Consider the following 23,993-nt stretch of genomic DNA (forward strand, 5'->3'; position numbering starts at 1 on the left):
CAGCGCCGGCACGACGACCATCGCGCCGACCGCCAGGACGCGTCGGCGACGCGCTGGCGGCCGAGACCGGGATGGGAACTTCGCCGCGGCGCAATGGCGGCCTCAGCGCCCTAGCCGGTCCAATGCCTCGGCCAGCTCCGGCGCCAGCGGCGCGCTCAGCACATAGGGCGTCTTGCCGGCATCCAGCGCAAATTCCAGCGAAGCGGCGTGCAGGAACAGGCGCTTCAGGCCGAGCTGGTCGCGCAGACGCTTGTTGACCTCCGCTTCGCCGTACTTGTCGTCGCCGGCCACCGGGTGCCCCAGGTGCTGGGCGTGCACGCGGATCTGGTGGGTGCGGCCGGTTTCGATACGGACCTCGCAATAGGAGTGCCCGCCGCGTCGCTCCAGCAGCTTGAAGTGGCTCAGCGAGGGCTTGCCGATCGCATTGACCTGCACATGCCGCTCGCCGCCCTGGCGCAGCCCGATGTGCAGCGGCGCATCGACCGTCATCACCCCGTCCGGCATACGGCCGACCAGCAAGGTCAGATAGCGCTTGGTGATGCCACGGCCTTCGACACGGTCGTCCTCGCGCATCAAGGCCTGCAGCTCGGTCAGCGCCGAACGCTTCTTCGCCACGATCAGCAGGCCGGAGGTATCGCGGTCGAGCCGGTGCACCAGTTCCAGGGTCTGGTTCGGCCGCAGGGCGCGCAGGGTTTCGATGGCGCCGAAGCTGATCCCGCTGCCGCCGTGGCTGGCGACCCCGGACGGCTTGTTGAGCGCCAGCAGCCGCGCGTCCTCGAACACGATCGCCGCTTCCAGCCGCGCCAGGAACGATGCCGGTGGCGCCGCCTTGTCGCCCTCCTCGGCCACGCGCACCGGCGGGATCCGCACTTCCTCGCCACCCTCAAGCTTGCGCTCGGCCTTGGCCCGCCCGCCGTTCACCCGCACCTGTCCGCTGCGCACCAGCTTGTAGATCAGGCTGCGTGGCGCGCCCTTGAGCTGGCCGAGCAGGAAATTGTCCAGCCGCTGCCCAGCACGGTCTTCCGGAACTTTGAGAATGCGCACGCCCACACGGTCGGTGGGCGGCTTGGGGGTCTGGGGGTCGGTCATCCGGCTCTTTATTCTGTTACACTCGGCGAGCGAGATAAGGGTTTGATTTCGTTGGAAGTTGATTGGCCAGAAGCCTGCCTTCCGATGATTCCGGTACAGTGCGCGACCACCGCCCCCGGGGCGGCCATGTTAGCGGCTCACCGGCCTACCCGGCCATCGCCGGCGGTTTTTGACCGTCGCGCTGAACATGTCCCGTGCGCTGCCCCGGTTCGTCCGGACGCGGCTGCCGGCCCTGAAACACCTATAAAACTTAAGACAAGCGCTCCCGCGGCCTGCCGTGGTGTTGCAGCGCTGGAAACCCTGGTCAGGCCTGTCCGCGCGTTGCGCGAAGGGCCGACAAGCTGTTCCAGAGGCGAAACGTCACGGCGTTCCGCGCGGTAGAGCGCGAGAGGAACGCAACAATGAAGCGAATGCTGATCAACGCAACGCAGGCCGAAGAGCTGCGCGTGGCGATTGTGGACGGCCAGACCCTGTACGACATCGACATCGAACAGCCGTCCAAGGAACAAAAGAAGTCCAACATCTACAAGGGCCGTATCACCCGGCTCGAGCCCTCGCTGGAGGCGGCGTTCGTGGACTATGGTGCCGAGCGCCATGGCTTCCTGCCGCTGAAGGAAATCTCCCGCGACTATTTCCAGGCTGGTGTCGACCACAACAAGTCGACCATCCGCGAGTTGCTGCGCGAGGGCCAGGAAATCGTGGTGCAGGTGGACAAGGAAGAGCGCGGCAACAAAGGCGCCGCCCTGACCACGTTCATCTCGCTGGCCGGCCGCTACATGGTGCTGATGCCCAATTCGCCCAGCGCCGGTGGCGTCTCGCGCCGGATCGAGGGCGAAGACCGTGCCGCGCTGAAGGAAGCGCTGGACAAGCTCGACATCCCCGACGACATGGGCGTGATCATCCGCACCGCGGGTGTCGGCCGTGACGCCGAAGAACTGCAGTGGGATCTGGACTACCTGCTGCAGACCTGGAAGGCGATCGCCGAGGCGGCGCTCAGCAAGCCGGCCGCGTTCCTGATCTACCAGGAATCGCGCCTGATCATCCGCGCCCTGCGCGACTACCTGCGCGCCGACATCGGCGAAATCCTGGTCGATACGCCGGAGCTGTACGCCGACGCCCAGGAATTCATGCAGCAGGTGATGCCGCAGAGCCTGCGCAAGCTCAAGCATTACACCGACGACATCCCGCTGTTCAACCGCTTCCAGATCGAATCGCAGATCGAAGGCGCCTACGAGCGCAACGTGCGCCTGCCGTCGGGCGGCTCGATCGTGGTCGATCAGACCGAAGCGCTGACCGCCGTCGACGTGAACTCCTCGCGCGCCACCAAGGGCAGCGACATCGAAGAAACCGCCTTCCAGACCAATCTGGAAGCGGCCGAGGAAGTGGCCCGCCAGCTGCGCCTGCGCGACCTGGGCGGCCTGGTGGTGATCGACTTCATCGACATGTCCTCGACCAAGCACCAGCGTGAAGTCGAAAACAAGCTGCAGAACGCGCTCAAGTACGACCGCGCACGCGTGCAGCTGGGCCGCATCTCGCGCTTCGGCCTGATGGAAATGAGCCGCCAGCGCCTGCGTCCGAGCCTGGGCGAATCCAGCCAGATCGTGTGCCCGCGTTGCGATGGCCATGGCCGCATGCGCAGCGTCGAGTCGCTGTCGCTGTCGATCATCCGCGTGGCCGAAGAGCACGCCATGAAGGAAAACACCGGACAGGTGCTGGTCCAGGCCCCGGTGGAGATCGCCAACTACCTGCTCAACGAAAAGCGCAGCGCGCTGCGTGAGATCGAGCAGCGTCACGAGTCGCCGATCATCATCGTTGCCGACGAGCAGCTGCATACCCCGCACTACGAAGTCACGCGTCTGCGTGAGAACGAGCTGGGCGAAGACAGCGGCAAGCCGAGCTACCAGCGCGGCACCCCGCGCAAGTTGCCGGTGCATGCACTGACCAAGGCACAGTTGAATATCCCGGCTGCGCCGGCAGTGACCTCGATCAAGCCGAGCCAGCCGGCTCCGCTGCGTGAAGAGGCCCCTGCCCCGGTCGTTGCCGCACCTGCACCGGCTCCGGTCGCGCCACTGCCGCTTCCCGCGCCGGTGACCGGCGTGGTCGGCTGGCTGAAGCGCATCTTCGGCGGCGTCGAGCCGGTTGCGCCTGCGCCCGAGTCGACCCAGCGTCCGCGTCAGAACGATGCCGGCCGCAGCAGCCGCAACGAGCGTGGCGATCGTGGCGGCCAGCGTCGCGACGGCCGCGATGCCCGCAACGGCGGCAACGGTGGCAATCAGCACCGCGGCAATGGCGGTAACGGCAACGGCAATGGCGCCAACAAGGAGCGTCGTGACGAGCGTCGCCAGCCGGCCAACGGCCAGGCTGCGCAAAACGGCGGTCAGGCGCAGCAGGTGCAGGTGCCCAAGCCGCCGCGCAACGAGGCACAGCAACAGCCCAAGCAGCCGCAGCAGGCCCAGCAGCAGAAGCAGAAGCCGCAGAACCAGGCACCGCGCCCGCCGCGTGCAGCTGCGCAGCAGCAGGACGGCGCGCCGTCCGAGCGGCAGCAGCGTCCTGCGCGTCAGGAAGAAGGCACTGCCTCGGCGCAGACGCTGACCTCGACTGCTGCAACCGCAACGACTGCAACCGTGGTCGCGGCAATTGCCGACACTGCAGCACCGGCAACGCCAGTGGCAGCAGCTGCGGCCACCCCGGCGCATCCGGTCGAGGTCATCGTGACCGAGTCGCAGGCCGATCGCGGTACCGACGCAAATGCGGAGGGCCAGGCGCCGGAGGCAGCAGGCGATGATGCGGCAAATGGCGAAGGCGGCAGCCGTCGTCGTCGCGGTCGTCGCGGTGGCCGTCGTCGCCGTCGCGGCGCTGGCGCAAACGGTGAAGGCGGTGCCGGCGTCGATGGTCTGGAGACGGACGATCTGGACGGCGACGCCGAAGGCGATCTCGATGGCGACAACGAGAGCGACGAAGCCGGTGCGCAGGTCCACACCTCGGCTGCCCCGCGCGCCGGTCAACCGGAGTTCGACTTCGACGACGACGCGAGCACGCCCGCGGTATCGGCACGCGCCAAGCCGGAGTCCAGCACTCCGGCCGCAGTGAAGCCGCGCCCGGTCCCGAAGGAGCGTGCGGAAGCACCGCTGGCGGCTGACACAACGTCGACCACGGCGCCGGTTTCCAATGCCACGCCGTCGTTCGAGCAGCAGGCTGCAGCTCCGGCAGTCACCGCAGCCGAACACGCACGTGGCGACGCATCGGCGGCCTCTCCGGCACCGGCTGCAACCGCACCGGCCAGCAACGCGGCGCCGGCTGCATCAGCACCGGCTGCGCAGGCTTCTGCCGCTGCATCGACGACCCCGCAAGCGCCGCAGGCTCCGGTTGTTGCGCAGGAATCGGCGACCCCGCCGGCTCAGGCGCCGGTTGCCGCTCCGGCTCCGTCCGCTGCCTCGCCATCGGTTGCCGCCTCGGCTCCGGTCGCGACACCAGCCGCGGCTCCGGCTCCTGCAGCTCAGCCGGTCGAGCGTGTTGCTCCTCCGGCCGTGCGTTCGCCCGAGCCGGCTGTGCAGTCAACGCCGGCATCGTCGGCATCGTCGGCATCCGCCGACGCTGCAGCGCCTGCGGTTGCTCGGCAGGAAGAACAGGCAGCACCGGTTGCAGCCGCGGCAGCAACGCACGCGGAGGCGGCGAAAACCGACGCAGCGCCGGCAGCCGTCGGTGTGCCCAAGCAGGTCGCTGCTGCGTCTTTGAGCGCGCAGGCGGACGTGGTGACGTCCAAGCCGTCGCATGCCGAGCCGTCATCGGCGGCAAGCCCGGTAGCCGATGTTGCCGCGACGTCCACCGCAACCGTGCCGCAGACCTCGCCGTCTGCCGACGTTGCGCCGGCACGCAAGCCGTACGCTCCTGTGCAGACCACGCTGCTTGACGCATTGGCTCCGGCCGACGCAACAGCAGCGACCGCGACATCGACGCAGGCCGAAACGCCGGTGCCGTACAAGGCGCCTGAGCGGCCGGCAGCGGTCGCGCCCGTGCTGTCTGCGGACGCCAACGAGCAGACTGCTGACAAGCCGAAGCCGACGGTCGTCGTGTCCGAGGCAGCAAAGCCGGCAGATGCAGCGCGCAATGGCGATGACGCGCAGGAGCAGCAGGACGACACCAACAAGCCGCGTGGCGATCACTGATCGTTTCCCAGCCGGTTGAACCCGCCTGCGTGAATCCAGGCGGGTAGTGTCAAACAAGGCGGCCTTCGGGCCGCCTTGTTTTTGTGTGCGGCAGTGTCATGCCGATACTGGATGACCAGGCATTGCAGGGATCGCAACGAAACAGTTGCCGCGCTCGCAGTCGCACTTGTCCCGGGCACTGTTCCCACCGCATCAACGAGCGCCGGAGCTGCTGTCGCAAATGTCGCGACTCAGGCAGAAGCCAGCACCATCATGGCTCTACACCGTAAGTACATCCACGCCAGCAAACCTAAATGTCCGCTGCTACGCATCGGCAACCGCTCGTCATCGAAGAATGCAGCAGCGCCCAGACCGACTCAATCGCCCTGCTTCAATGCCGCGGTGTGCTGCGCTACGCCAGGTCATCATCGGCAGCCGTCGCAAGCGAAGCACCTCTCGGGCGTTGAATGCCTAAGCGAACACGCGCGTTCGCGTACACGCAGGAGTTCCTCTCCAGAGCAAAACAGCGTCTAGGCTCTTGTCACTGACTCGTTGTGCAGCAGCATCTGACTGCTGCATCTGCAAGATCGAAACCCGAGGGCGTGGCTTACAAGGTACGCGCCGGATCGGTCAGACCGTACTGATTGGCCAGACGCGCCAGGGCGATGTTGTCCTGGATGCCGACCTTCTCGAACAGGCGCGCCTTGTGCGTGTTGATGGTCTTGGCGCTGAGATTCAAGCGCTTGGCGATGTCTTCCTGGCGCAGGCCCTGGGTCAGCAACAGAGCGACCTCCAGTTCGCGCGGCGATAGCGCGTCGAAGGGCGAGCTGCCCCCTTCCAGGTTGGACAGGGCCAGATTCTGCGCAATGGTATTACCGAGATAGCGCCGGCCCAGGGCGACTTCGCGCACCGCACGCAGCAGCTCCTGCGCATCGCCGCCCTTGCCGACATACCCCGATGCGCCGGCTTCGAGCAGACGCTTGGGCAGTGGGCCGTCTTCCAGCACCGAGACGATGATGACGCGGGTGCCGTAATCGCCCTTGACGATGCGCTCGGTGATTTCCAGGCCGCTGACACCGGGCAGGTGCAGATCGCACAGCACGATCTCGGGCTTGAGCTGACGAATTTGCGGCAAGGCCGCTTCCCCGCTCTCCGCTTCTCCCACCACATCGATGTCCACTTCCTTGGACAGGATCATCTTCATGCCGGTACGCACGAGTGCATGATCGTCGATCAGAAAAACTCTGATGGTCATCCTTGTTGTCCTCGCTGTGCGGCTGGCTGGTGCAGCCTATCTCCGTGAATAATTCAGGGCAAGCTCGATGCGACGTATTACGTTCGAGTAAGAGCGCGAAGCACTCTACCGCCACGTGTCATGGTAGGCATTGCGTGCACTATCGCGGCGTGATCGGATGATGCGAGCGGGCCCAATACGCGAACATCGGGCATTTCACTCGCGCTCGGTCAGATTTTTCCTGCTTCGGTGCTGCGCTCGGCATCCACCAATGGGCGCAATTGCGCATCGAGTGCAACGCGTTCGTCGAACACGAAGCAGCGGCCGTCGTAGCCTTCGCCCCCGACTTCTTCGAAGTAGCCGAGGATGCCGCCCTCAAGCTGCAGCACGTTGTCCATGCCGTCGGCCTGCATCCACAACGCCGCCTTCTCGCAACGAATGCCGCCGGTGCAGAAGCTGACCACGGTGGCGTCGGCCAATGCAGCGCGATGTGCTTCCAGCGCTGCCGGCAGGTCGGTGAACTTGTCGATCGGCAGCGTCAACGCGCCCTGGAACGTGCCGTATGCCACTTCCTGGGCATTGCGCGTGTCCAGCAGCACCAACGGGCGGCCGCGATCGTCGCGCCCTGCCCGCATCCATTCACGCAGCGTGGCAGGCGTCACCGCCGGCGCACGGCCCTGCAGCGGCGAGGCATCGTCGCGACGAAAGCTGATGATCTCCGGCTTGACCTTCACCTTGAGCCGCGCAAACGGCTGCAACGCGCTCAGGCTGTACTTGATGCGCATCTGCGCAAAGCGCGCATCGGCCTGCAGCCACGCATAGAACGCGTCGATCTGCTCGGCTTCGCCGGCCAGAAACAGGTTGATCCCTTCTTCGGCCACCAGCACCGATCCCTTCAAGGCCTGCTGCCCGGCGTGTGCCAGGACGCTGTCGGCGAGCGACTGCGGGTCCTGGATGGTGACGAATTGGTAGGCAGCGGTATTGGTGATCATGCGGCCATTTTAAGCCGATGCGGCCGCAGGTGCGATCAGCCGCGCAACAGCAGGAACGGCAGCAGGACCAGCGAGGCGACAACCAGCATGCCGACCAACGTGGCGATCACGAACAGCGGCCGCTTGCGCAGTAGCGCGCCGAAGGTTTCGGCCGTGCCGGCAGCGAGCGCATCCTGGCGCTGCGCACGCGCCACAGCGCCGCGCTGGGCCTGATACGCATCCATCAGCGCCTTGGCGCGCGGGTAATCGGCATCGTCACTGAGCCAGATGCCGCCGGCGGAGATGCCCCAGTTGCTGGGCCGGGTTTCGTAGATCTGCACCAGATGCTCGCGCATCAGCGCCCGCACCTCGTCGGCTTCGTCATCGGGAACATTGCGCAGATTGAGCAGCAGCTTGGCCATGGGCGCGATGATACCGGGAGCCAGGTGCGATAATGACGCACTCCCTCTGCTGGACCATCCCATGCGCCTTCTGTTGACGCTTTGTGCTGCCCTGCTGCTCGCGGGCTGTGCGCCTGCCCTGCCGCCGTCCGGCGGCACCATCGCCACGTTCGAGCGGATCGACCGCAACATCGGCACCGGTGCCGAAGCCACACCGGGCGCGATGGTCACCGTGCACTACACCGGCTGGCTGTACGACGAAAAAGCCGCCGACAAGCATGGCAAGAAGTTCGACAGCTCGCTCGACCGCGCCGAGCCGTTCCAGTTCGTGCTGGGCGGCCATCAGGTGATCCGCGGCTGGGACGAGGGCGTGGCCGGCATGCGTGTGGGCGGCAAGCGCAGCTTGATGATTCCGCCCGCGTACGGCTATGGCGACAACGGCGCTGGCGGCGTGATCCCGCCCGGCGCATCGCTGGTGTTCGATGTGGAATTGCTCGGCGTGCAGCCGCGCTGAAGGGCTGAGCAATGACGGATGCGAGCAAGCGGCGGCTGGCCATCATCGGTGGTGGACCGGCCGGCCTGATGGCGGCAGAGGTGGCATGTGCGGCAGGCCTTGCGGTCGACCTGTACGAAGCCAAGGGTTCGGTGGGGCGCAAGTTCCTGATTGCCGGCAAGGGCGGCTTGAACCTTACCCACTCCGATCCGATGCCGTTGTTTGCGCAGCGCTATCGCGAGCGCAGCGAGGCCGTTGCATCGTGGTTGCAACAGTTCGATGCGGACGCGCTGCGCGCCTGGGCGCGCGATCTGGGCGTGGAGACCTATGTCGGCAGCTCGGGGCGCGTGTTCCCGATGGATCGCAAGGCCGCGCCGCTGCTGCGTGGCTGGGTGCGCCGACTCAAGGAACAGGGCGTCACGTTTCATGTGCAGCATCGTTGGCTTGGCTGGAGTGATGACGGTGCGCTGCGTTTCCACTCGCCCACCGGTGATGTCGAACGCACCGCAGATGCCGTGGTGCTGGCGCTCGGTGGCGGCAGCTGGCCGCAGCTCGGCTCCGATGGTCGCTGGCAAGGCGTGCTGCAGGAACGCGGCATTGCGGTGGCGCCGCTGGTGCCGGCCAACTGCGGCTTCGACATCGCCTGGAGCGCGCATTTTGTGCAGCGGCATGCCGGCGCGCCGCTCAAGCCCGTGGTCGCGCACTGGCAGGATCGCAGCGGCACACCGCAGCAGTTGCAGGGCGAGTGCGTTGCCACGTCCACCGGCATCGAGGGCAGCCTGATCTATGCGCTGGCTGCGGATCTGCGCGCGCAGATCGATGCCGATGGCGTCGCCGAGCTTGGCCTGGACCTGCTCCCGGGACGCTCGCTGGAACGCGTCAGCGCCGAACTGGAAAAACCGCGCAAGGGACGCAGTTTCAGCGAGCACCTGCGCCGGCAGGTCGGCATCGACGGCGTCAAGGCCGCCTTGCTCTACGAACATCTGGGCAAACAGGCGGGCGACGATCTTGCGCTGGTGGCGCGTACGCTCAAACACTTGCCGTTACGGCTGCTGCGAGCGCGTCCGCTTGCCGAGGCGATCAGCTCGGCCGGTGGCGTGCAGCTGGAGGCGCTGGATGCGCAGCTGATGGCGCGCGCGCAGCCTGGCGTGTTCTGCGCCGGCGAGATGCTCGACTGGGAAGCACCGACCGGCGGCTATCTGCTGACCGCCTGCTTCGCCAGCGGATTACGTGCCGCGCATGGCGCGGTGCAGTGGCTGCAGCAGACCGACCGCGCTACAGACGATCGCTGACCGCCTCGCGCGGCCACACCGATTTGACGTCGTAAATCACCGCACCCGGTTTGCCCAGTGCGGCGATGCGCCGGGTGTCGTAGTCGCGGTATTGCGCATGCGCGACTGCCAGCACGACGGCGTCGTACGCACCTTCGTCCGCAAGCTCGCACAACTGCACGCCGGCATGTTGCAGCGCTTCTGCGGGGTCGGCCCACGGGTCGCAGGTGTCGACCTGCACGCCCGCGGCTTGCAGCAGCTGCACCAGCTCCAGCGCTCGGCTGTTGCGCAGGTCCGGGCAGTTCTCCTTGAAGGTGGCGCCCAGCACCAGCACCCTCGCCTGCGCAAGCACCACGCCACGCGTGGCCAGCATGCCGCAGACGCGCTCGGCCACGTGCCGGCCGACGCGGTTGTTGACCTGGCGCGCGGTGTGGATCAGGTCCGGGTGATAGCCCACGCTTTCGGATTTGTGCATCAGGTAATACGGATCCACCCCGATGCAGTGACCACCGACCAGGCCGGGACGGAACGGCAGGAAATTCCACTTGGTTCCGGCAGCCTCCAGCACGTCCAACGTATCGATACCCAGCTTGTCGAAGATCAAGGCCAGCTCGTTAACCAGCGCGATATTGACGTCGCGCTGGATGTTTTCCACCACCTTGGCTGCCTCGGCCACGCGCATCGACGGCGCCCGCCAGGTGCCGGCAGTGATGATGCTGGTGTACAGCGCGTCGACCGCATCGGCGGCTTCTGCGGTGGAGCCGGAGGTGATCTTGCGGATATCGCGCAGACGCCGCTGGCGGTCACCCGGATTGACGCGCTCGGGGCTGTAGCCACAGAAGAAGTCGTCGTTGAAACGCAGCCCCGATGCGGCTTCGAGCAAGGGCACGCAGACTTCTTCGGTGGTGCCCGGGTAAACGGTGGATTCGTAGATCACCAGGTCGCCGGGTTTGAGCGCAGCGGCGATCAGCGTGGTGGCACTGCGCAGCGGTTCCAGGTCGGGCTGCTCGAAGCTGTCGATCGGCGTCGGCACGGTGACGATGAAGATGCTGCACGTAGCCAGGTCCGCAGCATTCGCGGTGTAGCGCAACCGGGTGGCGGCAGCCAGCTCGGTGTCGTCCAGCTCCAGCGTGGCGTCGTGACCGTCGCGCAGCTGCGCGACCCGCTGCGCATCGATGTCGAAGCCCAACGTATCGCGTTGCTCGCCGAATGCAACGGCCAGCGGCAGGCCGACATAGCCCAATCCAATCACGGCGATGCGGGCCTGCTGCGGAGCGAGTAGCGTGGTGCTGGACATGCGGTTCCTTCGATCGTGCGCAGCCGGTTGCTGCGCGCCTGCGCGGTGGGAGCATAGCGCAGGCAGCCATCCGGTCATCAGTGTGGCGAACCGGCGACGCGGCGATTCACAATCGGCGCGCAATCAGGCACGCTATCGCAATGCCCGGGTGGCGAAACTGGTAGACGCAAGGGACTTAAAATCCCTCAGCTGCAAGGCTATGCGGGTTCGATTCCCGCCCCGGGCACGCTCTAGTGGCACTGCAAAGTGCGCAACGCCATCGACGCGTCGACAAACCTTGCCTGCTGCGATGGTTGCAGCGCTCTCGCATAGAGCAGTCCAGCCTCTGCGTTGCGCTTACAAATGCATGGCGCGCCCTCAGCCAGCTCCCCTGTCTCGGACATCACCGCAACCGTCAGCGCATCGCAGGCTGAGATGGAATAGCGCGAGTAGATTGGTGATCACGGCTGCGATAGACGTGGTCAGCGATGCCAAGATCTGCTTTGAATGAGATGAAGCGGCGCGCCATTGCATAGCGATGCTGGCCGCGGTGCCTTTCCCTGCGCCTGGAGAGCACCAACCGCAGCATCCACGCAGTGCCACGCCAACGATGCGATCTTGTTTGCGGCAAAAGACCTGGCGCGAGCGGTGCACCAAGCGCAATGCACATCTGGCATCAAGCACGCTGCCCTACGTCAGCGAGAAGAAGGCCAATAGTTGCCCTCCTCAAATGCTAGCCCGACACCAGCATCGGCCAATAAAAAACCCTGTATATCGTTCGATATACAGGGTTCGAATTTGGAGCGGGAAACGAGACTCGAACTCGCGACCTCAACCTTGGCAAGGTTGCGCTCTACCAACTGAGCTATTCCCGCGTGGAGCAAAATTGTACAGCTTGTTACTTCGTTGCGCCAGTCCTGTCGTCGTTGCCGACGCATGAAACAACGCATGCAATGTGGAGGCCTGGGCCGGAATTGAACCGGCGTACGCGGATTTGCAGTCCGCTGCATAACCACTCTACCACCAGGCCGAAACATCAAACCCAAGGCATCCTGCCTTGAAACAACGAGACCTCCGGCAAGGGGCCTTGTCTACATCTGGAGCGGGAAACGAGACTCGAACTCGCGACCTCAACCTTGGCAAGGTTGCGCTCTACCAACTGAGCTATTCCCGCTTGGGAGGCGAAATTCTACAGCGAACAGCATCGCTGTCAACTATTGCTTTCGACTTTTTTCGGTTTGCTGGTGATCGCGGCTTTTTCGTCGGCGCGCAGGCTTGGCCAGGCGGCCTGCAGATACTGGAATCCGGACCACAGCGTCAGCAATGCGGCGATCGCCAGCGTCCAGTAACCGGCACGGAAAATCAGGTTGCCGAACCATATTTCGTGCGTGGGCATCTGCCCCGGCGTCACCGAATACAGCAGACACAGCAGCGCAACCATCTGGGCGGTGGTCTTGACCTTGCCGATCACCGCCACCCGCACCTTGGCACGCTGGCCGATTTCGGCCATCCATTCCCGCAATGCGGACACTGCGATTTCACGGCCGACGATGACCGCCGCCCAGAACGCCATCCACGGCGTGGGGTGTCCCTGCACGATCAGGAACAACGCCACTGCGACCATCAACTTGTCGGCCACCGGGTCCAGGAACGCGCCGAAGGCCGAATACTGGTGATAACGCCGCGCGACCCAGCCATCCAGCCAGTCGGTGATGGCAGCCAGCGCGAACACGCCGGCGGAGGCGAAATTGGTCCAGGTGTACGGCAGGTAGAACACCACGACCAACACCGGGATCATCACGATCCTCAGCAGTGTCAGCCACGTGGGGATGGTCAACTTCATTACGGACTCGACTCGCCTGCCGCATCGGGAAGCGCCAGCCCGTGCAGGTTAGCGTAGATTCGCGCGGCAAGTGCGGCATTGACGCCCTCCACCCGCGCAATCTCGGCCTCGCCGGCGGCCTTGAGCCCGACCAGGCCGCCGAAATGCTTGAGCAGGTTCGCGCGTCGGCGCGGGCCAATGCCGGGGATATCCTCGAGCTTGCTGGTCATGCGCGCCTTCTGGCGGCGGCCGCGGTGACCGGTGATCGCAAAGCGATGCGCCTCGTCGCGCACCTGCTGGATGAACTGCAGTGCCGGCGATGCCGCACCCGGCCGCAGTTCGCGGCCGTCGGCCATGATCAGTGCCTCGTGCCCGGCCCTGCGCTCCTCGCCCTTGGCCACGCCGACCAGCAGCACATTCTCGATGCCCAGATCGGCCAGCGCGCCCTTCGCCTGTGCGAGCTGACCGGCGCCACCGTCGATCAGCAGCACATCCGGCAGCACGCCGTTTTCTTCCACCGCGCGTCGAAAACGCCGTTCGATGGCCTGACGCATCGCGGCGTAGTCGTCGCCCGGCGTGATCCCGGAAATATTGAAGCGCCGGTATTGGCCGCGCACCGGGCCGCTGGCATCGAACACCACGCACGAGGCCACCGTCGCCTCACCCATGGTGTGGCTGATGTCAAAGCACTCCACCCGCCTGACCTGCTCGGCCAGCCCCAGCATCTCGCGCAATGCCTCGCTGCGTGCATGCTGCGCGCTCTGGCTGGTGAGTTCGGTGACCAGGGTCAGCTGTGCATTGCGTGTCGCCAGCAGCAGATAGCCGGCACGCTCGCCGCGCACGTTCCACTTCAACGCCACCTTGTATTCGGCGGCGGTGCTGAGTGCGGCTTCGATCAGCTCGGCATCGGGAATCTCCCGATCGAGCAGGATCTCGCGTGGCGGCGAATGTTCGGCGTAGTACTGCGACACGAACGCAGCCAGGATTTCGTCCGCGCTGTCTTCGCCATTAGTCTTGGGAAAGAACGAGCGCGTGCCCAGGTTGCGGCCGTCGCGAAAACTCAGCAGCAGCACACAGGCCTGGCTGGCTTGCGTGGCGCAGGCCAGCACGTCCAGATCCGCCGCGCGGCCGTCCACGTACTGACGGTTCTGCATGCTGCGCAACGAAGAAAGCAGATCGCGCAGGCGTGCGGCGCGCTCGAACTCCAGCGCCTCGCTGGCCTGCTGCATCGACTGCATGATTTCTTCGCCGAGCTGGTCGCTTTTGCCTTCCAGAAACATGGTGGCGCGGCGTACCGATTCGGCGTAATCGGGCGCGGCAACCAGCTCCACGCAGGGCGCGCTGCAGCGGCCGATCTGGTATTGCAGGCACGGCCGCGAGCGGTTGCGGAACACGCTGTCTTCGCAACTGCGCAGCTTGAACAGCTTGTGCATCAGGCTAAGCGTTTCGCGCACGCCGGTAACGCCGGTGTACGGGCCGAAATACCGCCCCTGCACGGCACGCGGGCCACGATGCAGGGCGATGCGCGGCCACTGCTCGCGGGTCAGCAGCACGTAGGGATAACTCTTGTCGTCGCGCAGCGACACGTTGTAGCGCGGCGACAGCGACTTGATCAGCTGGTTTTCCAGCAGCAGCGCTTCGGCCTCGCTGCGGGTCACGGTGACGTCCATCCGCGCGACCTGCGACAGCATCGAGGTCAGCCGCGCATTCTTCGGCGTGCCGTTGAAATAGCTGCCCACGCGCTTGCGCAATGCACCGGCCTTGCCGACATACAGCAAGGTGTCGTCGCCCGCGTACATGCGGTAGACGCCGGGCGCGGTGCTCAGTTGCGCAGCAAACGCCTTTCCATCGAAATCGGATTGGGGCCTTGCGTTCATTCTTCTATCGAAACATCGCGCAGTTCGCCGCTCGCCAGGTCGTAGCGCAACACGGCATGGGCATCGGTCTCGGCAATCCACACCGCACCGGCGGCGACCGCCAGCCCGGCCGGGCCATGCAGGCGGCGTGGCAGCGCGACCGTGGTCAGTTCGCCGCCACCCAGACGCAGGCAGCGCAGGCGGCCGTTGCCGGTGTCGGCAATCCACAGCATCGGCGAATCGGCCGCCAGGGCGATGGCTTGCGGAAACTGCAGCCGTGCAGTACCGCGCGGGCCGTCCTCGTCGCCGAACTGCCAGGTGCCCTGCCCGCCGACCAGGGTCTGCACCAGATCGCCACGCAATTGCATGGTGCGGATCGACGAGCCCAGGCCATCGCAGATGTAGGCCACCTGCTGCACCGCGGCCAGGCCGGCCGGCTGTGCAAATGCGGCCAGATGCCCGCTGCCATCGCGAATCTCGAGCGCACCAGTGCCGGCGCGTGCGCTCAATGCGGCGCGACCCAGGTCATAGCTCCAGATGCGGTTGTCGCCCGCCATGGCGATCAACGCCTGATTGTCGGCCACGGCCAGACCTTGCGGATAGTTCAGCGCCGAGGCGCCGGCAAACGCCAGCGGCCCCTCGACCGGCTCGCCGGAGCGCCCGGTGCCGCACAAGGTGTCGACCTGCCCGCTGCGCAGGTTGATGCGACGCAGGGCGTGATTGCCGGTATCGGCGACATACAGCTGGTCGCGCTCCAGCGCCAGGCCTTGCGGACGCCGGAACGCCGCCTCACCGACGCCACCATCGATGAAGTCCGCATTGCCGTGGCCGAACTGGCGCAGCACGCGGCCGCCATGCGTGCATTCGAGCACGCGGTGATGGCCGGTGTCGGCGATGTACAGGCGGTCCTCGGTGGCGGCCAGACCGGTTGGAAACCGCAGCTCCAGGCGCGGCTCGGGATCGCGCTCGGCCACTCCATGCAGATCGGCATCCGACGGCGGCTGCTGGCCTTCGCACAGGGCGACCAGCGCCTTGTCGAGATCGCCGGTCACGCCGACCAGGCGCTGACGCTCGCGGCCGTAGGCATCGAGCAGCACCAGCGTCGGCCAGGATTCGATGCCGAAACGGCGCCAGGTCTCCCAGTCCCTGTCGAGCAAGATGGGCGCTCTGACGCCATGGCCGCGCAGCTGCTTGAGCGCGCGTTGCGGCTCGCGTTCGCTGTCGAAACGCGGCACCTGCACCACGATCACCTGCAGCCGGCCGGGGCTGCGCGCCTGGAACTGCGCCAGCTCGGCCAGGCGCTCGGCGCACCACACCGAGCTGGCATTGACGAATGCCAGCACCAGCGCCCGCCCGCGATGCTCCTGCAGGGTGGATGGCCTGGCATTGAGCCAGGTAGGAAATTCCGGCAATTCCTGGGTAAGCTGGGCAGTCATACCGTAATTATGCCCAAGCCCGATTAGCTGCGGGTGAGTCTGGCCACGGTCTGGCGCGCAGCGGTATCGACCAGCTGCCAGGCACGCTCGAAATCGTCCATGCCACCGGTGTAGGGGTCGGGGATATCGTCACGCTCTTCCACACCGGCCCAGGGCAGCCAGAGCGCGACCTTGTCGCGCAGCGGCGCCGGGGCGATGCGTTGCAGATCGCGCAGATTGCTGCCATCGGCGCACAGCAGCCAGTCGAAGTGTTCGAAGTCGGCGCCACGCACCTGGCGCGCGCGCAACCCGGAGATGTCCACGCCATGGCCGCGTGCACAGCGAATCGCGCGCGGGTCCGGTGGATCGCTAGCATGCCAGTCACCGGTGCCGGCCGAATCGACCTCGATCCGCCGCGACAACCGCGCCTCGTCCAGCCGCGCACGCAGGGCGCCCTCGCCCATTGGCGAGCGGCAGATATTGCCCAGACACACGATCAGCACCCTCATGCCGCTGCCATGCGGGTTTGCGCGCGCGCCAGATCGTCCGGCGTATCGATGCCCGGCGGAAACTGTTCGGGCGTCAAGGCCACCGCGATGCGGTAGCCGGCCTCCATCACGCGCAATTGTTCCAGCGACTCGATGCGCTCCAGCATGCCGGGCGGCATTGCCGCAAAGCGCTGCAGAAATCCTGCGCGGTATGCGTAGATCCCGATATGGCGCAGCCATTGCCCGTCACTGGGCAAGTTGTCGCGCTGACTGGCGAAGCTATCGCGATGCCAGGGAATCGGCGCGCGGCTGAAGTACAAGGCGTCGCCAGCTGCGCTACGCACCAGCTTGACCACGTTCGGATCGAACAGCTCGTGCGCGCTGTCGACCTGCGCGGCCAGCGTGGCCATTTCGGCGCCGGAGTGCAGCAGCAGCTCGGCCACCGCACGGATGCCGGCGGCAGGCGCGAACGGCTCGTCGCCCTGCAGGTTCACCACGCAGGTCTCGGCTTCCCAGCCGGCGATCCGCGCGCATTCGGCAAGCCGGTCGGTGCCCGATACATGTTCGTTACCGGTCATTGCCACATGCACGCCGGAAAGGCCTTCGATCACCTCGGCAATGCGTGCATCGTCGGTGGCCACCCAGACCTCACGCGCACCGGCCAGCAGCGCCCGCTCGGCCACATGCTGGATCATCGGGCGATTGCCGATCAACTGCAGCGGCTTGCCCGGCAAGCGCGTGGAGGCGTAGCGCGCGGGAATGGCGACGACGAAATCTGCAGGGGTTGTGGTGGTCATGCGTGCGCGCTCTGGAAAGCAGGAAGAGTTGAAGAAACGAGATAACCGAATCGCATGATGTGGTGGTGTGATTGAGCGAAGTCGCGGCGGTCAGTTGGGCAGCGATGCCCGACATCGGCACTACGCGCCGCTGCCCGTACTGCCCGCACAGGCACACCGACCATCTTGATTGGTCCTTGCCCGCCCAACGTCGCGGGACCTTGATGTTCTTGCGGCGTGTCCCACGACATTGAGTCGGCAAGGACCCTGCAACCAAGCCGCAGATCGCCCACCGGCGCAGCGTTCACACCCCTTGCCGGCTCGCCAACTTGTCCAGGCGATCCAGCAGGCTCACCCAGAACGCAGCCGGCAGCTCCGCCTTGAGCGGCACGCTGTACAGCCATTCGTCGGCAAATGGCCTGCACTTCACTGCATCCTTTTCGGTCATCAGCACCGGCAGGCGGCTGCCGAAGCTGAAGTCGGCGGCGCGATAGACATGGTGATCGGGAAAGGCATGCGGCACCACGCCAATGCCGCGCGCGCGCAGCATTGCGAAGAACCGTTCCGGGTGCGCAATCCCGGCCACCGCATGCACGCGCTGGCCGGCAAGCCTGCTCAATGGCTGAGCGCGCTTGCCATCCATCGGTTGCACACTGTCGATGCTCAGGCGCATCTGCCATTCGCCGAATCCGGCGTCATCAGGCGCAGGTGCGGTCGCTGCTGCGCTTGCCTGGCCCAGATTGACCACACGGAAATCGCAGTCGCGTGCGCGTGCAGCCGGCTCGCGCAGCGGCCCGGCCGGCAGCAGGCGCCCGTTGCCGTAGCGGCGCTGGCCATCGACCACTTCGATCTCGACATCGCGGGCCAGCCGGTAGTGCTGCAGCCCGTCATCGCAGACGACGATGTCGCAGCCCGCTTCGACCAGGGCGCGCGCCGCAGCCAGGCGATCGCTGTCCACACGTACGCGGGCACCGGTCTTCCAGGCGATCAGGACCGGCTCGTCGCCGCCGAGCGCGACCGGCGTGTCCGCCTCGACCCAGCGCGCCGTGCCCGATTCGTCACGGCCATACCCGCGGCTGGCCACGCCGGGCGTCCAGCCGGCCTCCTGCAACTTGGCGACCAGGGCAATCGTCAACGGCGTCTTGCCGGTGCCGCCGGCAGTGACGTTGCCCACCACGATCACCGGCACCGGCACGCCGTGGCGCTTGCGCCAGCCGCGGCGATACAGGGCGCGTCGCAGCGCGATGGCAGCGCCGTAGACCGGCGCCAACAGGCGCGCCGACAGCGGGATCGGCGCATTGTCGTACCAGTAACCCGGCGTGCGGGTGCCGCGCTTGCTCATGCCTGACGTTCGCGGAACTGCATGCCGTGCAGGTGCGAGTACAAGCCGCCCTGCTCCAGCAATTGGTGATGGGTGCCGCGTTCGACGATACGGCCCTGGTCCATCACCAGCACCTGGTCGGCATGCTCGATGGTGGACAGGCGGTGCGCGATCACCAGCGTGGTGCGGTCCGGCATCAGCTTGTGCAAGGCGTCCTGCACCAGGCGTTCGGATTCGTTGTCCAGCGCCGCGGTGGCTTCGTCCAGGATCAGGATCGGCGCGTCCTTGAGCATTGCGCGCGCGATCGCCAGACGCTGGCGCTGGCCGCCGGACAGGCGCCCGCCCTTGGTGCCCACATGCGACTGCAGGCCTTCGGGCAATTGCGCGACGAACTCCATCGCGTTGGCACCCAGGATGGCGCGTTCCAGCTGGCCGGCGTCGGCACTGCGCATTTCGCCATAGGCGACGTTGTCGGCGATGCTGCCGTCGAACAGCATGACCTGCTGGCCGACCAGCGCGATCTGCCGCCGCAGATCGGCCAGCGCGTACGCCTGCACCGGGTGCCCGTCGAGCAGGATCTGCCCGGACTCTGCTTCGTAGAAGCGCGGGATCAACTTGATCAGGCTGGACTTGCCGCTGCCGGAACGCCCGACGATCGCCGTCACCGTGCCCGGTTGCGCCACGAAACTGACCTCGGCCAGGGCCGGGTTCACCTGGCCCGGATAGCGTGCAGTGACATTGCGGAATTCGATCAGGCCCTTGGCGCGCGTCAGCGGCACCGCGCCCTGGTCCGGCTCGTCGGGACTGTCGAGCACCGAGAACAGGCGCTCGGCCGAGGCCAGGCCGCGCTGCACCATGTTCTGCACATTGGTGAGCTGCTTGAGGCCCGGAATGATCGTCAGCATCGAGGTCATCAGCACCACGAAGTCGCCGGCGGTCAGCCGCCCGGCCAGTGCCTGGGCACCGGCGACGAACAGCAGCGCCGACAGGCCGATCGCACCGATCATCTGCACCGTGGCGGTGGAAATGCCACGCGTGGATTCGACCTTCATCGCCAGACGCAGATTGCGGTCGGCCAGCGCGCCATAGCGCTCCATTTCGGTCTGCTGGGCACCGTAGATCTTGACCTCCTGATGGCTGGACAAGGTCTGGTCGGCCGCCTGCAGCAGATGCGCGCCGCTTTCCTGGATGCTGTGGCTGATGCGCCGATAGCGCCGCGCCACCTTGTCCATCACCCAGGCCAGCACCGGTGCCAGCACCAGGATGGTCAGCGTGACCTGCCAGCTATGCCACAGCATCAGCGCCAGCGCGCCGATCACCTGCAGCGACTGCTGGATCATCACCTTGACCGCATCCACCGCCGCCTGCGCCACTTGGTCCGAGTCCGAGCCCAGCCGGATCAGCATCGACGGTACCGGTTCGGAATCGAAGCGCGATCCCGGCAGGCGCAGATATTTGGACATCACCTTGACGCGCAGGTCGCGCGCGATGCTGCGTGCGGATTTACCCATCGCCATATCGGTGATGTAGCCGGCAACCCCGCGCACCACGAACAACAGGATGATCTGCACCGGCAGCCAGCGACTGACTTCGGCATTCTTGTAGATGAAGGTCTCGTCGGTGATCGGCTTCATCAACGCCAGGAAGCCAGTCGTGCCGGCCGCTTCGATCAGCGCGGCAATCAGCGCGGCGACCAGCAACAGGCGATACGGCTTGGCGAAGGCCAGCAGGCGACGGTACGTGCGCCAGGACGAAACTGGCGCCGGGCGGTCGTTGGAGGTGGTCACTGGCGGGTTCCGTTAGTGCGTGTCTGGCCGGTCGTGGGTGTCGCCCCGGCTTGAGGCGCTGTGGCGATCGCGATGCGGCGGAAGCCGAGTTGCCCCAATGCATCCTGCGCGGTCACCACCGCTTGATACGGCGTGCGTGCATCGGCACGCAGCAACACCGTCTGCTCGCGGTCGTCGCCGGCGAGCTGGGCGATGGTCTGCTTGAGCGAGTCCACGTCCGACCGCAGCACTTCCTGATCGTTGATGAAATAACGCCCATCGGCATTGACCAGCACGCTCAGCGAACGTGGCGGTGTGCTGCTGTGCTGGTCGCTGGCGGTCGGCAGCTGCAATTGCAGCGTGGAGCGTGCGTCGAAAGTCGTGGTCACCACGAAAAAGATGATGAGGACAAGGATGACGTCAATCAATGGCACCAGATCGATATGCGGCTCGTCCTGGCCTCGGTCACTGCCGATGCGCATCCGTCAGCCCTTTGCCATGACAGGTTTGCCAGCTGCCGCGACCGGCGCCGTGGCGCCTGGCACCACGCGGCCGTCCATCGTGTCCAGCAACAAGGTGGCTTCCTGCTCCATCTCGATGATGTAGCCGGCGATGCGGCCCTTGAAGAAGCGATGCGCCATCAGTGCCGGTACCGCGATGATCATGCCGGTGGCCGTGCACACCAGCGCCTTGCCGATGCCGCCGGCCAGCTGGTTCACATCGCCCACGCCGTGATCGAGGATGCCCAGGAACATCTGGATCATGCCCACCACCGTGCCCAGCAGTCCCAGCAGCGGCCCGGCCGAAGCGATCGTGCCCAAGGCATTCAGATAGCGCTCCATGCGGTGCACCACATGCCGGCCGGTGTCCTCGATACGCTCGCGAATCAATTCACGCGGACGACCGCGCACGTCCAGCGCTGCGGCCAGCAAGGCGCCCAGCGGCGAATTGCGCCGCAGCGACTCGATGTGGCTGGGATCCAGTTTGCCGCGCGCGGCCCAGTTGCGGACCTCCTCGCCCAGACTTGGCGGGGTCACCTCGTTGCGGCGCAGGCTCCACAGACGCTCCAGCACGATCGCCAGCGCGATCACGCCCAGCAACAGCAACGGCACCATCGGCCAACCGCCTGCCTTGACCAGCTCCAACACGATTCGATTCCTCCGGCAACGCGGCCGCCTATTCGCTGGTCGATAGGATAGCAGCCGACCGCCGCCGTTCCGCAGCATCCCAGAGCCGTGGCTGCCAGCGTCGCCGCTCGCGTACCTGCAGGCCGTCGGCGCCCAGCCAGACCCGGATTGCCCCGGCCCGGGCCGTGTCGAGCAACTCGGCGCCACTGCCCTGCCAGCGCTGCACCACCTCGGCACGCGGGTGACCGAAGCGATTGCCGTGCCCGGAGGACACCAGCGCCAGCCGCGCGCCGGTGGCGGCGATGAAATCGGCATGCGAGCCGTCGGCGCTGCCGTGGTGCGGGACCACCACCACATCGGCACGTAACTCCGCGGCATGTTCCCGCAGCAGGCGGCGCTCGACGAGCTCGCCGATATCGCCCGGCAACAAGGCGCTTCCATACCGTGTTTCGATGCGCAGCACGCAACTGGACTGATTGCGCAGATACGGAAAGCCGGCGCTGGGGTGCAGGAAGCCGAAGCGCACCCCATCCCATGCCCATTGCTGGCCGGCACGGCAGCGGGTGCTGACGTCCAGTGGCGCCTGTGGCGGTGCCGCCGTCATCGCCACGGGCAATCCAGCACGCACCGCTGCATAGCCGCCAGCATGGTCGGCGTCGGCGTGACTGAGCACGATGGCATCCAGGCGGCGCACCCCGAGCGCGCGCAAGGCCGGCAGCACTACCCGCTCGCCCGCATCGAAGCCATCGCGCACCGCCGGGCCGGTGTCGAACAGCAATGCATGCCGTTGCGTGCGTACCAGCACGGCCAGACCCTGCCCCACGTCCAGCACCTGCACGTCGGCTTCGCCGGCCGCGGGCAGCTCGCGGTCCGGCCACAGCAGCGGCAACCACAACAACAGCGCCATGGATTTGCCGGGCGTGCCGCGCGGCAGCAGCAACCAGAACGCGCCGAACAAGGCCGCGACCAATGCGAGCGCATCGGACTCGGGTACCCACCACAACGCCACCGAGGTCTGTCCAAGCCAGACCAGGCCTGGCCAGGTGAGCTCGAAGCACCAACCAGCCAATCGCCATGCCCACACGCCCGCTCCCGGATGTACTGCTTCCAGCCCGGTGCCCAGCAAGGTGAGCGGCACCACTACAAAAGTCCACCAGGGAATGGCGACCAGATTGGCCAATGGCCCCACCAACGATGCCTGTCCGAACAGGCTGACGGTCAACGGCAGCAGGCCGACAGTGGCGACGGTCTGGGCGGACAGGAAGCCGCGCACGACCGCGCGATCGTCCGCTGGCAGGCACCACACCAGCCAGGCCACCCCGGCAAAGCTGAGCCAGAAGCCCGCCACCAGCACGCTGAGCGGGTCCCACAGCAGCACTGCCAACAAGGCCAGCGCGAGGATCTGCACGGTGCTGGCGCGCCGCCGCAGCACCCGCGCCAAGGCGACCACGGCAATCATCAGCACGGTGCGCACCGTCGGCAGCGCCAGGCCCGCCAGCGCCGCATAGCCTGCGGCACCGAACAAGGCGGCGACCGCAGCTACATGGGACCGCGGAATCCGCGTTCCAAGCACCGGCCAGGCTCGCCAGAGTCCGGCGACCAGCAGGGCGACGAATGCAGCGACCAGCCCCACATGAAATCCCGAGATCGCAATCAGATGGCTGAGCCCGGTCGCACGCAGCGTGGCCCAGGCTGCGTCGTCCAGCCCGCGCGTGTCGCCCAGGGCGAGCGCGCGCAGGTAAGGCGACGATGATCCGGGCACGCGGTCGGCAATGCGCTGCGACATCGCTTCGCGCCAGGCATCCACGCCGCGCGGTGCAGCGGTCTGCCGCGCCGCAATCGGCACCCGCACATAGCCGCTGGCGGCAATGCGCTGCGCCAGTGCCTGCCGCTCGGCATCGAAGCCACCAGGGTTGCGCAAGCCGCGCGGCGCACGCAGCTTGAGCCGCAGCTGCCAGGCGGCGCCCGCGCGCAGCGCGGCACGCGGCCCGATGCGCTCGGCACCGAAGTCGTCATACCAGGCCAGCTGCAGCAGCTTGCCGCGCAGTGCGGCAGGCTGTGCGGGATCGTCATCCACGCGCAGCTGAAAGCGCGTGCGTCGTGGCTCGGCGACCGGCAGTTCGACAATCTGCCCGCGCACCGTCAGTTCCCGCGCTTCATCCTGCGGGCGCAATTGGGCCTGCAGGACGCCGGCGACCTGCCAGCCCATCAGGCCGAAACCGAACAGCGCGCTGGCCAGTGTCCCTACCAACACGATCCGCCGCGGACGCAGCCATGTGCCGAGGCCGATGCCCAGCACCGCTGCAGCAAGGCATGCCGCATAGACCGCACGCGACAGCAGCGCAGGCGACCACGCGTACACCACGATGCCCAGCAACAAGGCCGCTGCCGCGGTCATCGTCGGTATCCGCCGCGGTGTAGGCGGTGCCTGTGCTGACGCATCCATGCTGTCGGTCGCCATCCCGGCCGTGGTCCATCCACCGACTCAAGTTAGACCAGCGCCTGCGTCGGGCACAGCAGCGAGCGGCGCATTGCGGGGTAG

General features: G+C 66.5%; 17 protein-coding genes, 4 tRNA genes and 1 pseudogene. 4 read left to right on the forward strand and 18 right to left on the reverse strand.

Going from position 1 to position 23,993, the window contains the following annotated elements:
- Nucleotides 1-102: 102 nt before the first annotated feature.
- The gene (locus ABQY64_RS11240; RefSeq protein WP_016904562.1) at nucleotides 103-1,089 is read right to left on the reverse strand and encodes an RluA family pseudouridine synthase; all 987 of its coding nucleotides are present in this window, start codon (nucleotides 1,087-1,089) and stop codon (nucleotides 103-105) included.
- 410 nt (nucleotides 1,090-1,499) lie between these two features.
- Here ABQY64_RS11240 and ABQY64_RS11245 point away from each other — a divergent pair, with 410 nt between their 5' ends.
- A complete protein-coding gene (locus ABQY64_RS11245) occupies nucleotides 1,500-5,255 on the forward strand; it encodes an Rne/Rng family ribonuclease (protein WP_349779415.1) in 3,756 nt (1,251 codons plus the stop codon).
- Nucleotides 5,256-5,841: 586 nt separating this feature from the next.
- On the opposite strand, the gene ABQY64_RS11250 is transcribed toward ABQY64_RS11245, so the two are convergent.
- The 3 genes from ABQY64_RS11250 to ABQY64_RS11260 all read right to left on the reverse strand — a co-directional run bounded on the left by ABQY64_RS11250 (nucleotide 5,842) and on the right by ABQY64_RS11260 (nucleotide 7,861).
- Nucleotides 5,842-6,489, reverse strand: coding sequence for a response regulator (locus ABQY64_RS11250; protein ID WP_016904564.1), 648 nt, complete (start codon nucleotides 6,487-6,489; stop codon nucleotides 5,842-5,844).
- Between the two features lie 209 nt (nucleotides 6,490-6,698).
- A complete protein-coding gene (locus tag ABQY64_RS11255; protein WP_039514437.1) occupies nucleotides 6,699-7,460 on the reverse strand; it encodes a sulfurtransferase in 762 nt (253 codons plus the stop codon).
- A gap of 35 nt (nucleotides 7,461-7,495) precedes the next feature.
- The gene (locus ABQY64_RS11260; protein ID WP_102256604.1) at nucleotides 7,496-7,861 is read right to left on the reverse strand and encodes a DUF6164 family protein; all 366 of its coding nucleotides are present in this window, start codon (nucleotides 7,859-7,861) and stop codon (nucleotides 7,496-7,498) included.
- A gap of 61 nt (nucleotides 7,862-7,922) precedes the next feature.
- Here ABQY64_RS11260 and ABQY64_RS11265 point away from each other — a divergent pair, with 61 nt between their 5' ends.
- The gene (locus ABQY64_RS11265) at nucleotides 7,923-8,354 is read left to right on the forward strand and encodes an FKBP-type peptidyl-prolyl cis-trans isomerase (RefSeq protein WP_349779403.1); all 432 of its coding nucleotides are present in this window, start codon (nucleotides 7,923-7,925) and stop codon (nucleotides 8,352-8,354) included.
- Nucleotides 8,355-8,365: 11 nt separating this feature from the next.
- The gene (locus tag ABQY64_RS11270) at nucleotides 8,366-9,625 is read left to right on the forward strand and encodes a TIGR03862 family flavoprotein (RefSeq protein ID WP_047128741.1); all 1,260 of its coding nucleotides are present in this window, start codon (nucleotides 8,366-8,368) and stop codon (nucleotides 9,623-9,625) included.
- Here ABQY64_RS11270 and ABQY64_RS11275 read toward each other — a convergent pair.
- Nucleotides 9,609-10,901 carry a nucleotide sugar dehydrogenase gene (locus ABQY64_RS11275; protein ID WP_349779402.1) on the reverse strand — a complete coding sequence of 431 codons (1,293 nt, stop codon included), beginning with the start codon at nucleotides 10,899-10,901 and terminating at the stop codon, nucleotides 9,609-9,611. The genes ABQY64_RS11270 and ABQY64_RS11275 overlap by 17 nt on opposite strands.
- A 142-nt stretch (nucleotides 10,902-11,043) precedes the next feature.
- On the opposite strand from ABQY64_RS11275, the gene ABQY64_RS11280 reads away from it, so the two are divergent.
- Nucleotides 11,044-11,127 (forward strand) — tRNA-Leu (locus ABQY64_RS11280).
- A gap of 552 nt (nucleotides 11,128-11,679) precedes the next feature.
- Here ABQY64_RS11280 and ABQY64_RS11285 read toward each other — a convergent pair.
- The 13 genes and pseudogenes from ABQY64_RS11285 to ABQY64_RS11345 form a co-directional block, all read right to left on the reverse strand.
- A tRNA-Gly gene (locus ABQY64_RS11285) sits at nucleotides 11,680-11,755 on the reverse strand.
- Between the two features lie 81 nt (nucleotides 11,756-11,836).
- Nucleotides 11,837-11,910: transfer RNA gene (locus tag ABQY64_RS11290), tRNA-Cys, on the reverse strand.
- Nucleotides 11,911-11,978: 68 nt separating this feature from the next.
- Nucleotides 11,979-12,054: transfer RNA gene (locus ABQY64_RS11295), tRNA-Gly, on the reverse strand.
- A 36-nt stretch (nucleotides 12,055-12,090) separates the two neighbouring features.
- Complete coding sequence (pgsA, locus tag ABQY64_RS11300) at nucleotides 12,091-12,723, reverse strand: CDP-diacylglycerol--glycerol-3-phosphate 3-phosphatidyltransferase (RefSeq protein WP_016902574.1); 633 nt, start codon at nucleotides 12,721-12,723, stop codon at nucleotides 12,091-12,093.
- Complete coding sequence (gene uvrC / locus ABQY64_RS11305; RefSeq protein WP_349779401.1) at nucleotides 12,723-14,579, reverse strand: excinuclease ABC subunit UvrC; 1,857 nt, start codon at nucleotides 14,577-14,579, stop codon at nucleotides 12,723-12,725. The genes pgsA and uvrC overlap by 1 nt, the downstream gene beginning before the upstream one ends.
- Nucleotides 14,576-15,994, reverse strand: coding sequence for a hypothetical protein (locus ABQY64_RS11310; RefSeq protein ID WP_349779400.1), 1,419 nt, complete (start codon nucleotides 15,992-15,994; stop codon nucleotides 14,576-14,578). The genes uvrC and ABQY64_RS11310 overlap by 4 nt, the downstream gene beginning before the upstream one ends.
- Before the next feature lie 23 nt (nucleotides 15,995-16,017).
- Nucleotides 16,018-16,482: a low molecular weight protein-tyrosine-phosphatase gene (locus tag ABQY64_RS11315; protein WP_065047425.1), complete on the reverse strand. Its 465-nt coding sequence runs from the start codon at nucleotides 16,480-16,482 to the stop codon at nucleotides 16,018-16,020.
- Nucleotides 16,479-17,258 (reverse strand): 3-deoxy-manno-octulosonate cytidylyltransferase, encoded by a 780-nt coding sequence (kdsB, locus tag ABQY64_RS11320; protein ID WP_349779399.1) that lies wholly within the window; start codon nucleotides 17,256-17,258, stop codon nucleotides 16,479-16,481. The genes ABQY64_RS11315 and kdsB overlap by 4 nt, the downstream gene beginning before the upstream one ends.
- A gap of 283 nt (nucleotides 17,259-17,541) precedes the next feature.
- On the reverse strand, nucleotides 17,542-18,579 hold the full coding sequence (lpxK, locus tag ABQY64_RS11325; RefSeq protein WP_102256608.1) for a tetraacyldisaccharide 4'-kinase: 1,038 nt from the start codon (nucleotides 18,577-18,579) through the stop codon (nucleotides 17,542-17,544).
- On the reverse strand, nucleotides 18,576-20,345 hold the full coding sequence (gene msbA, locus ABQY64_RS11330) for a lipid A export permease/ATP-binding protein MsbA (RefSeq protein ID WP_016902580.1): 1,770 nt from the start codon (nucleotides 20,343-20,345) through the stop codon (nucleotides 18,576-18,578). Before msbA ends, lpxK begins: the two co-directional genes overlap by 4 nt.
- Entirely contained in the window at nucleotides 20,342-20,806 is a 465-nt protein-coding gene (locus ABQY64_RS11335; protein ID WP_047128748.1) for a biopolymer transporter ExbD, read from the reverse strand. The genes msbA and ABQY64_RS11335 overlap by 4 nt, the downstream gene beginning before the upstream one ends.
- A gap of 3 nt (nucleotides 20,807-20,809) precedes the next feature.
- Entirely contained in the window at nucleotides 20,810-21,472 is a 663-nt protein-coding gene (locus ABQY64_RS11340) for a MotA/TolQ/ExbB proton channel family protein (protein ID WP_167705412.1), read from the reverse strand.
- Nucleotides 21,366-23,912: pseudogene (locus ABQY64_RS11345) on the reverse strand (DNA internalization-related competence protein ComEC/Rec2); the annotation flags it as partial. The gene ABQY64_RS11340 and the pseudogene ABQY64_RS11345, both read right to left, overlap by 107 nt.
- Nucleotides 23,913-23,993: the final 81 nt, after the last annotated feature.

It is taken from the genome of Xanthomonas sp. WHRI 7065, from assembly GCF_040203115.2.
Lineage (GTDB): Bacteria > Pseudomonadota > Gammaproteobacteria > Xanthomonadales > Xanthomonadaceae > Xanthomonas > Xanthomonas arboricola.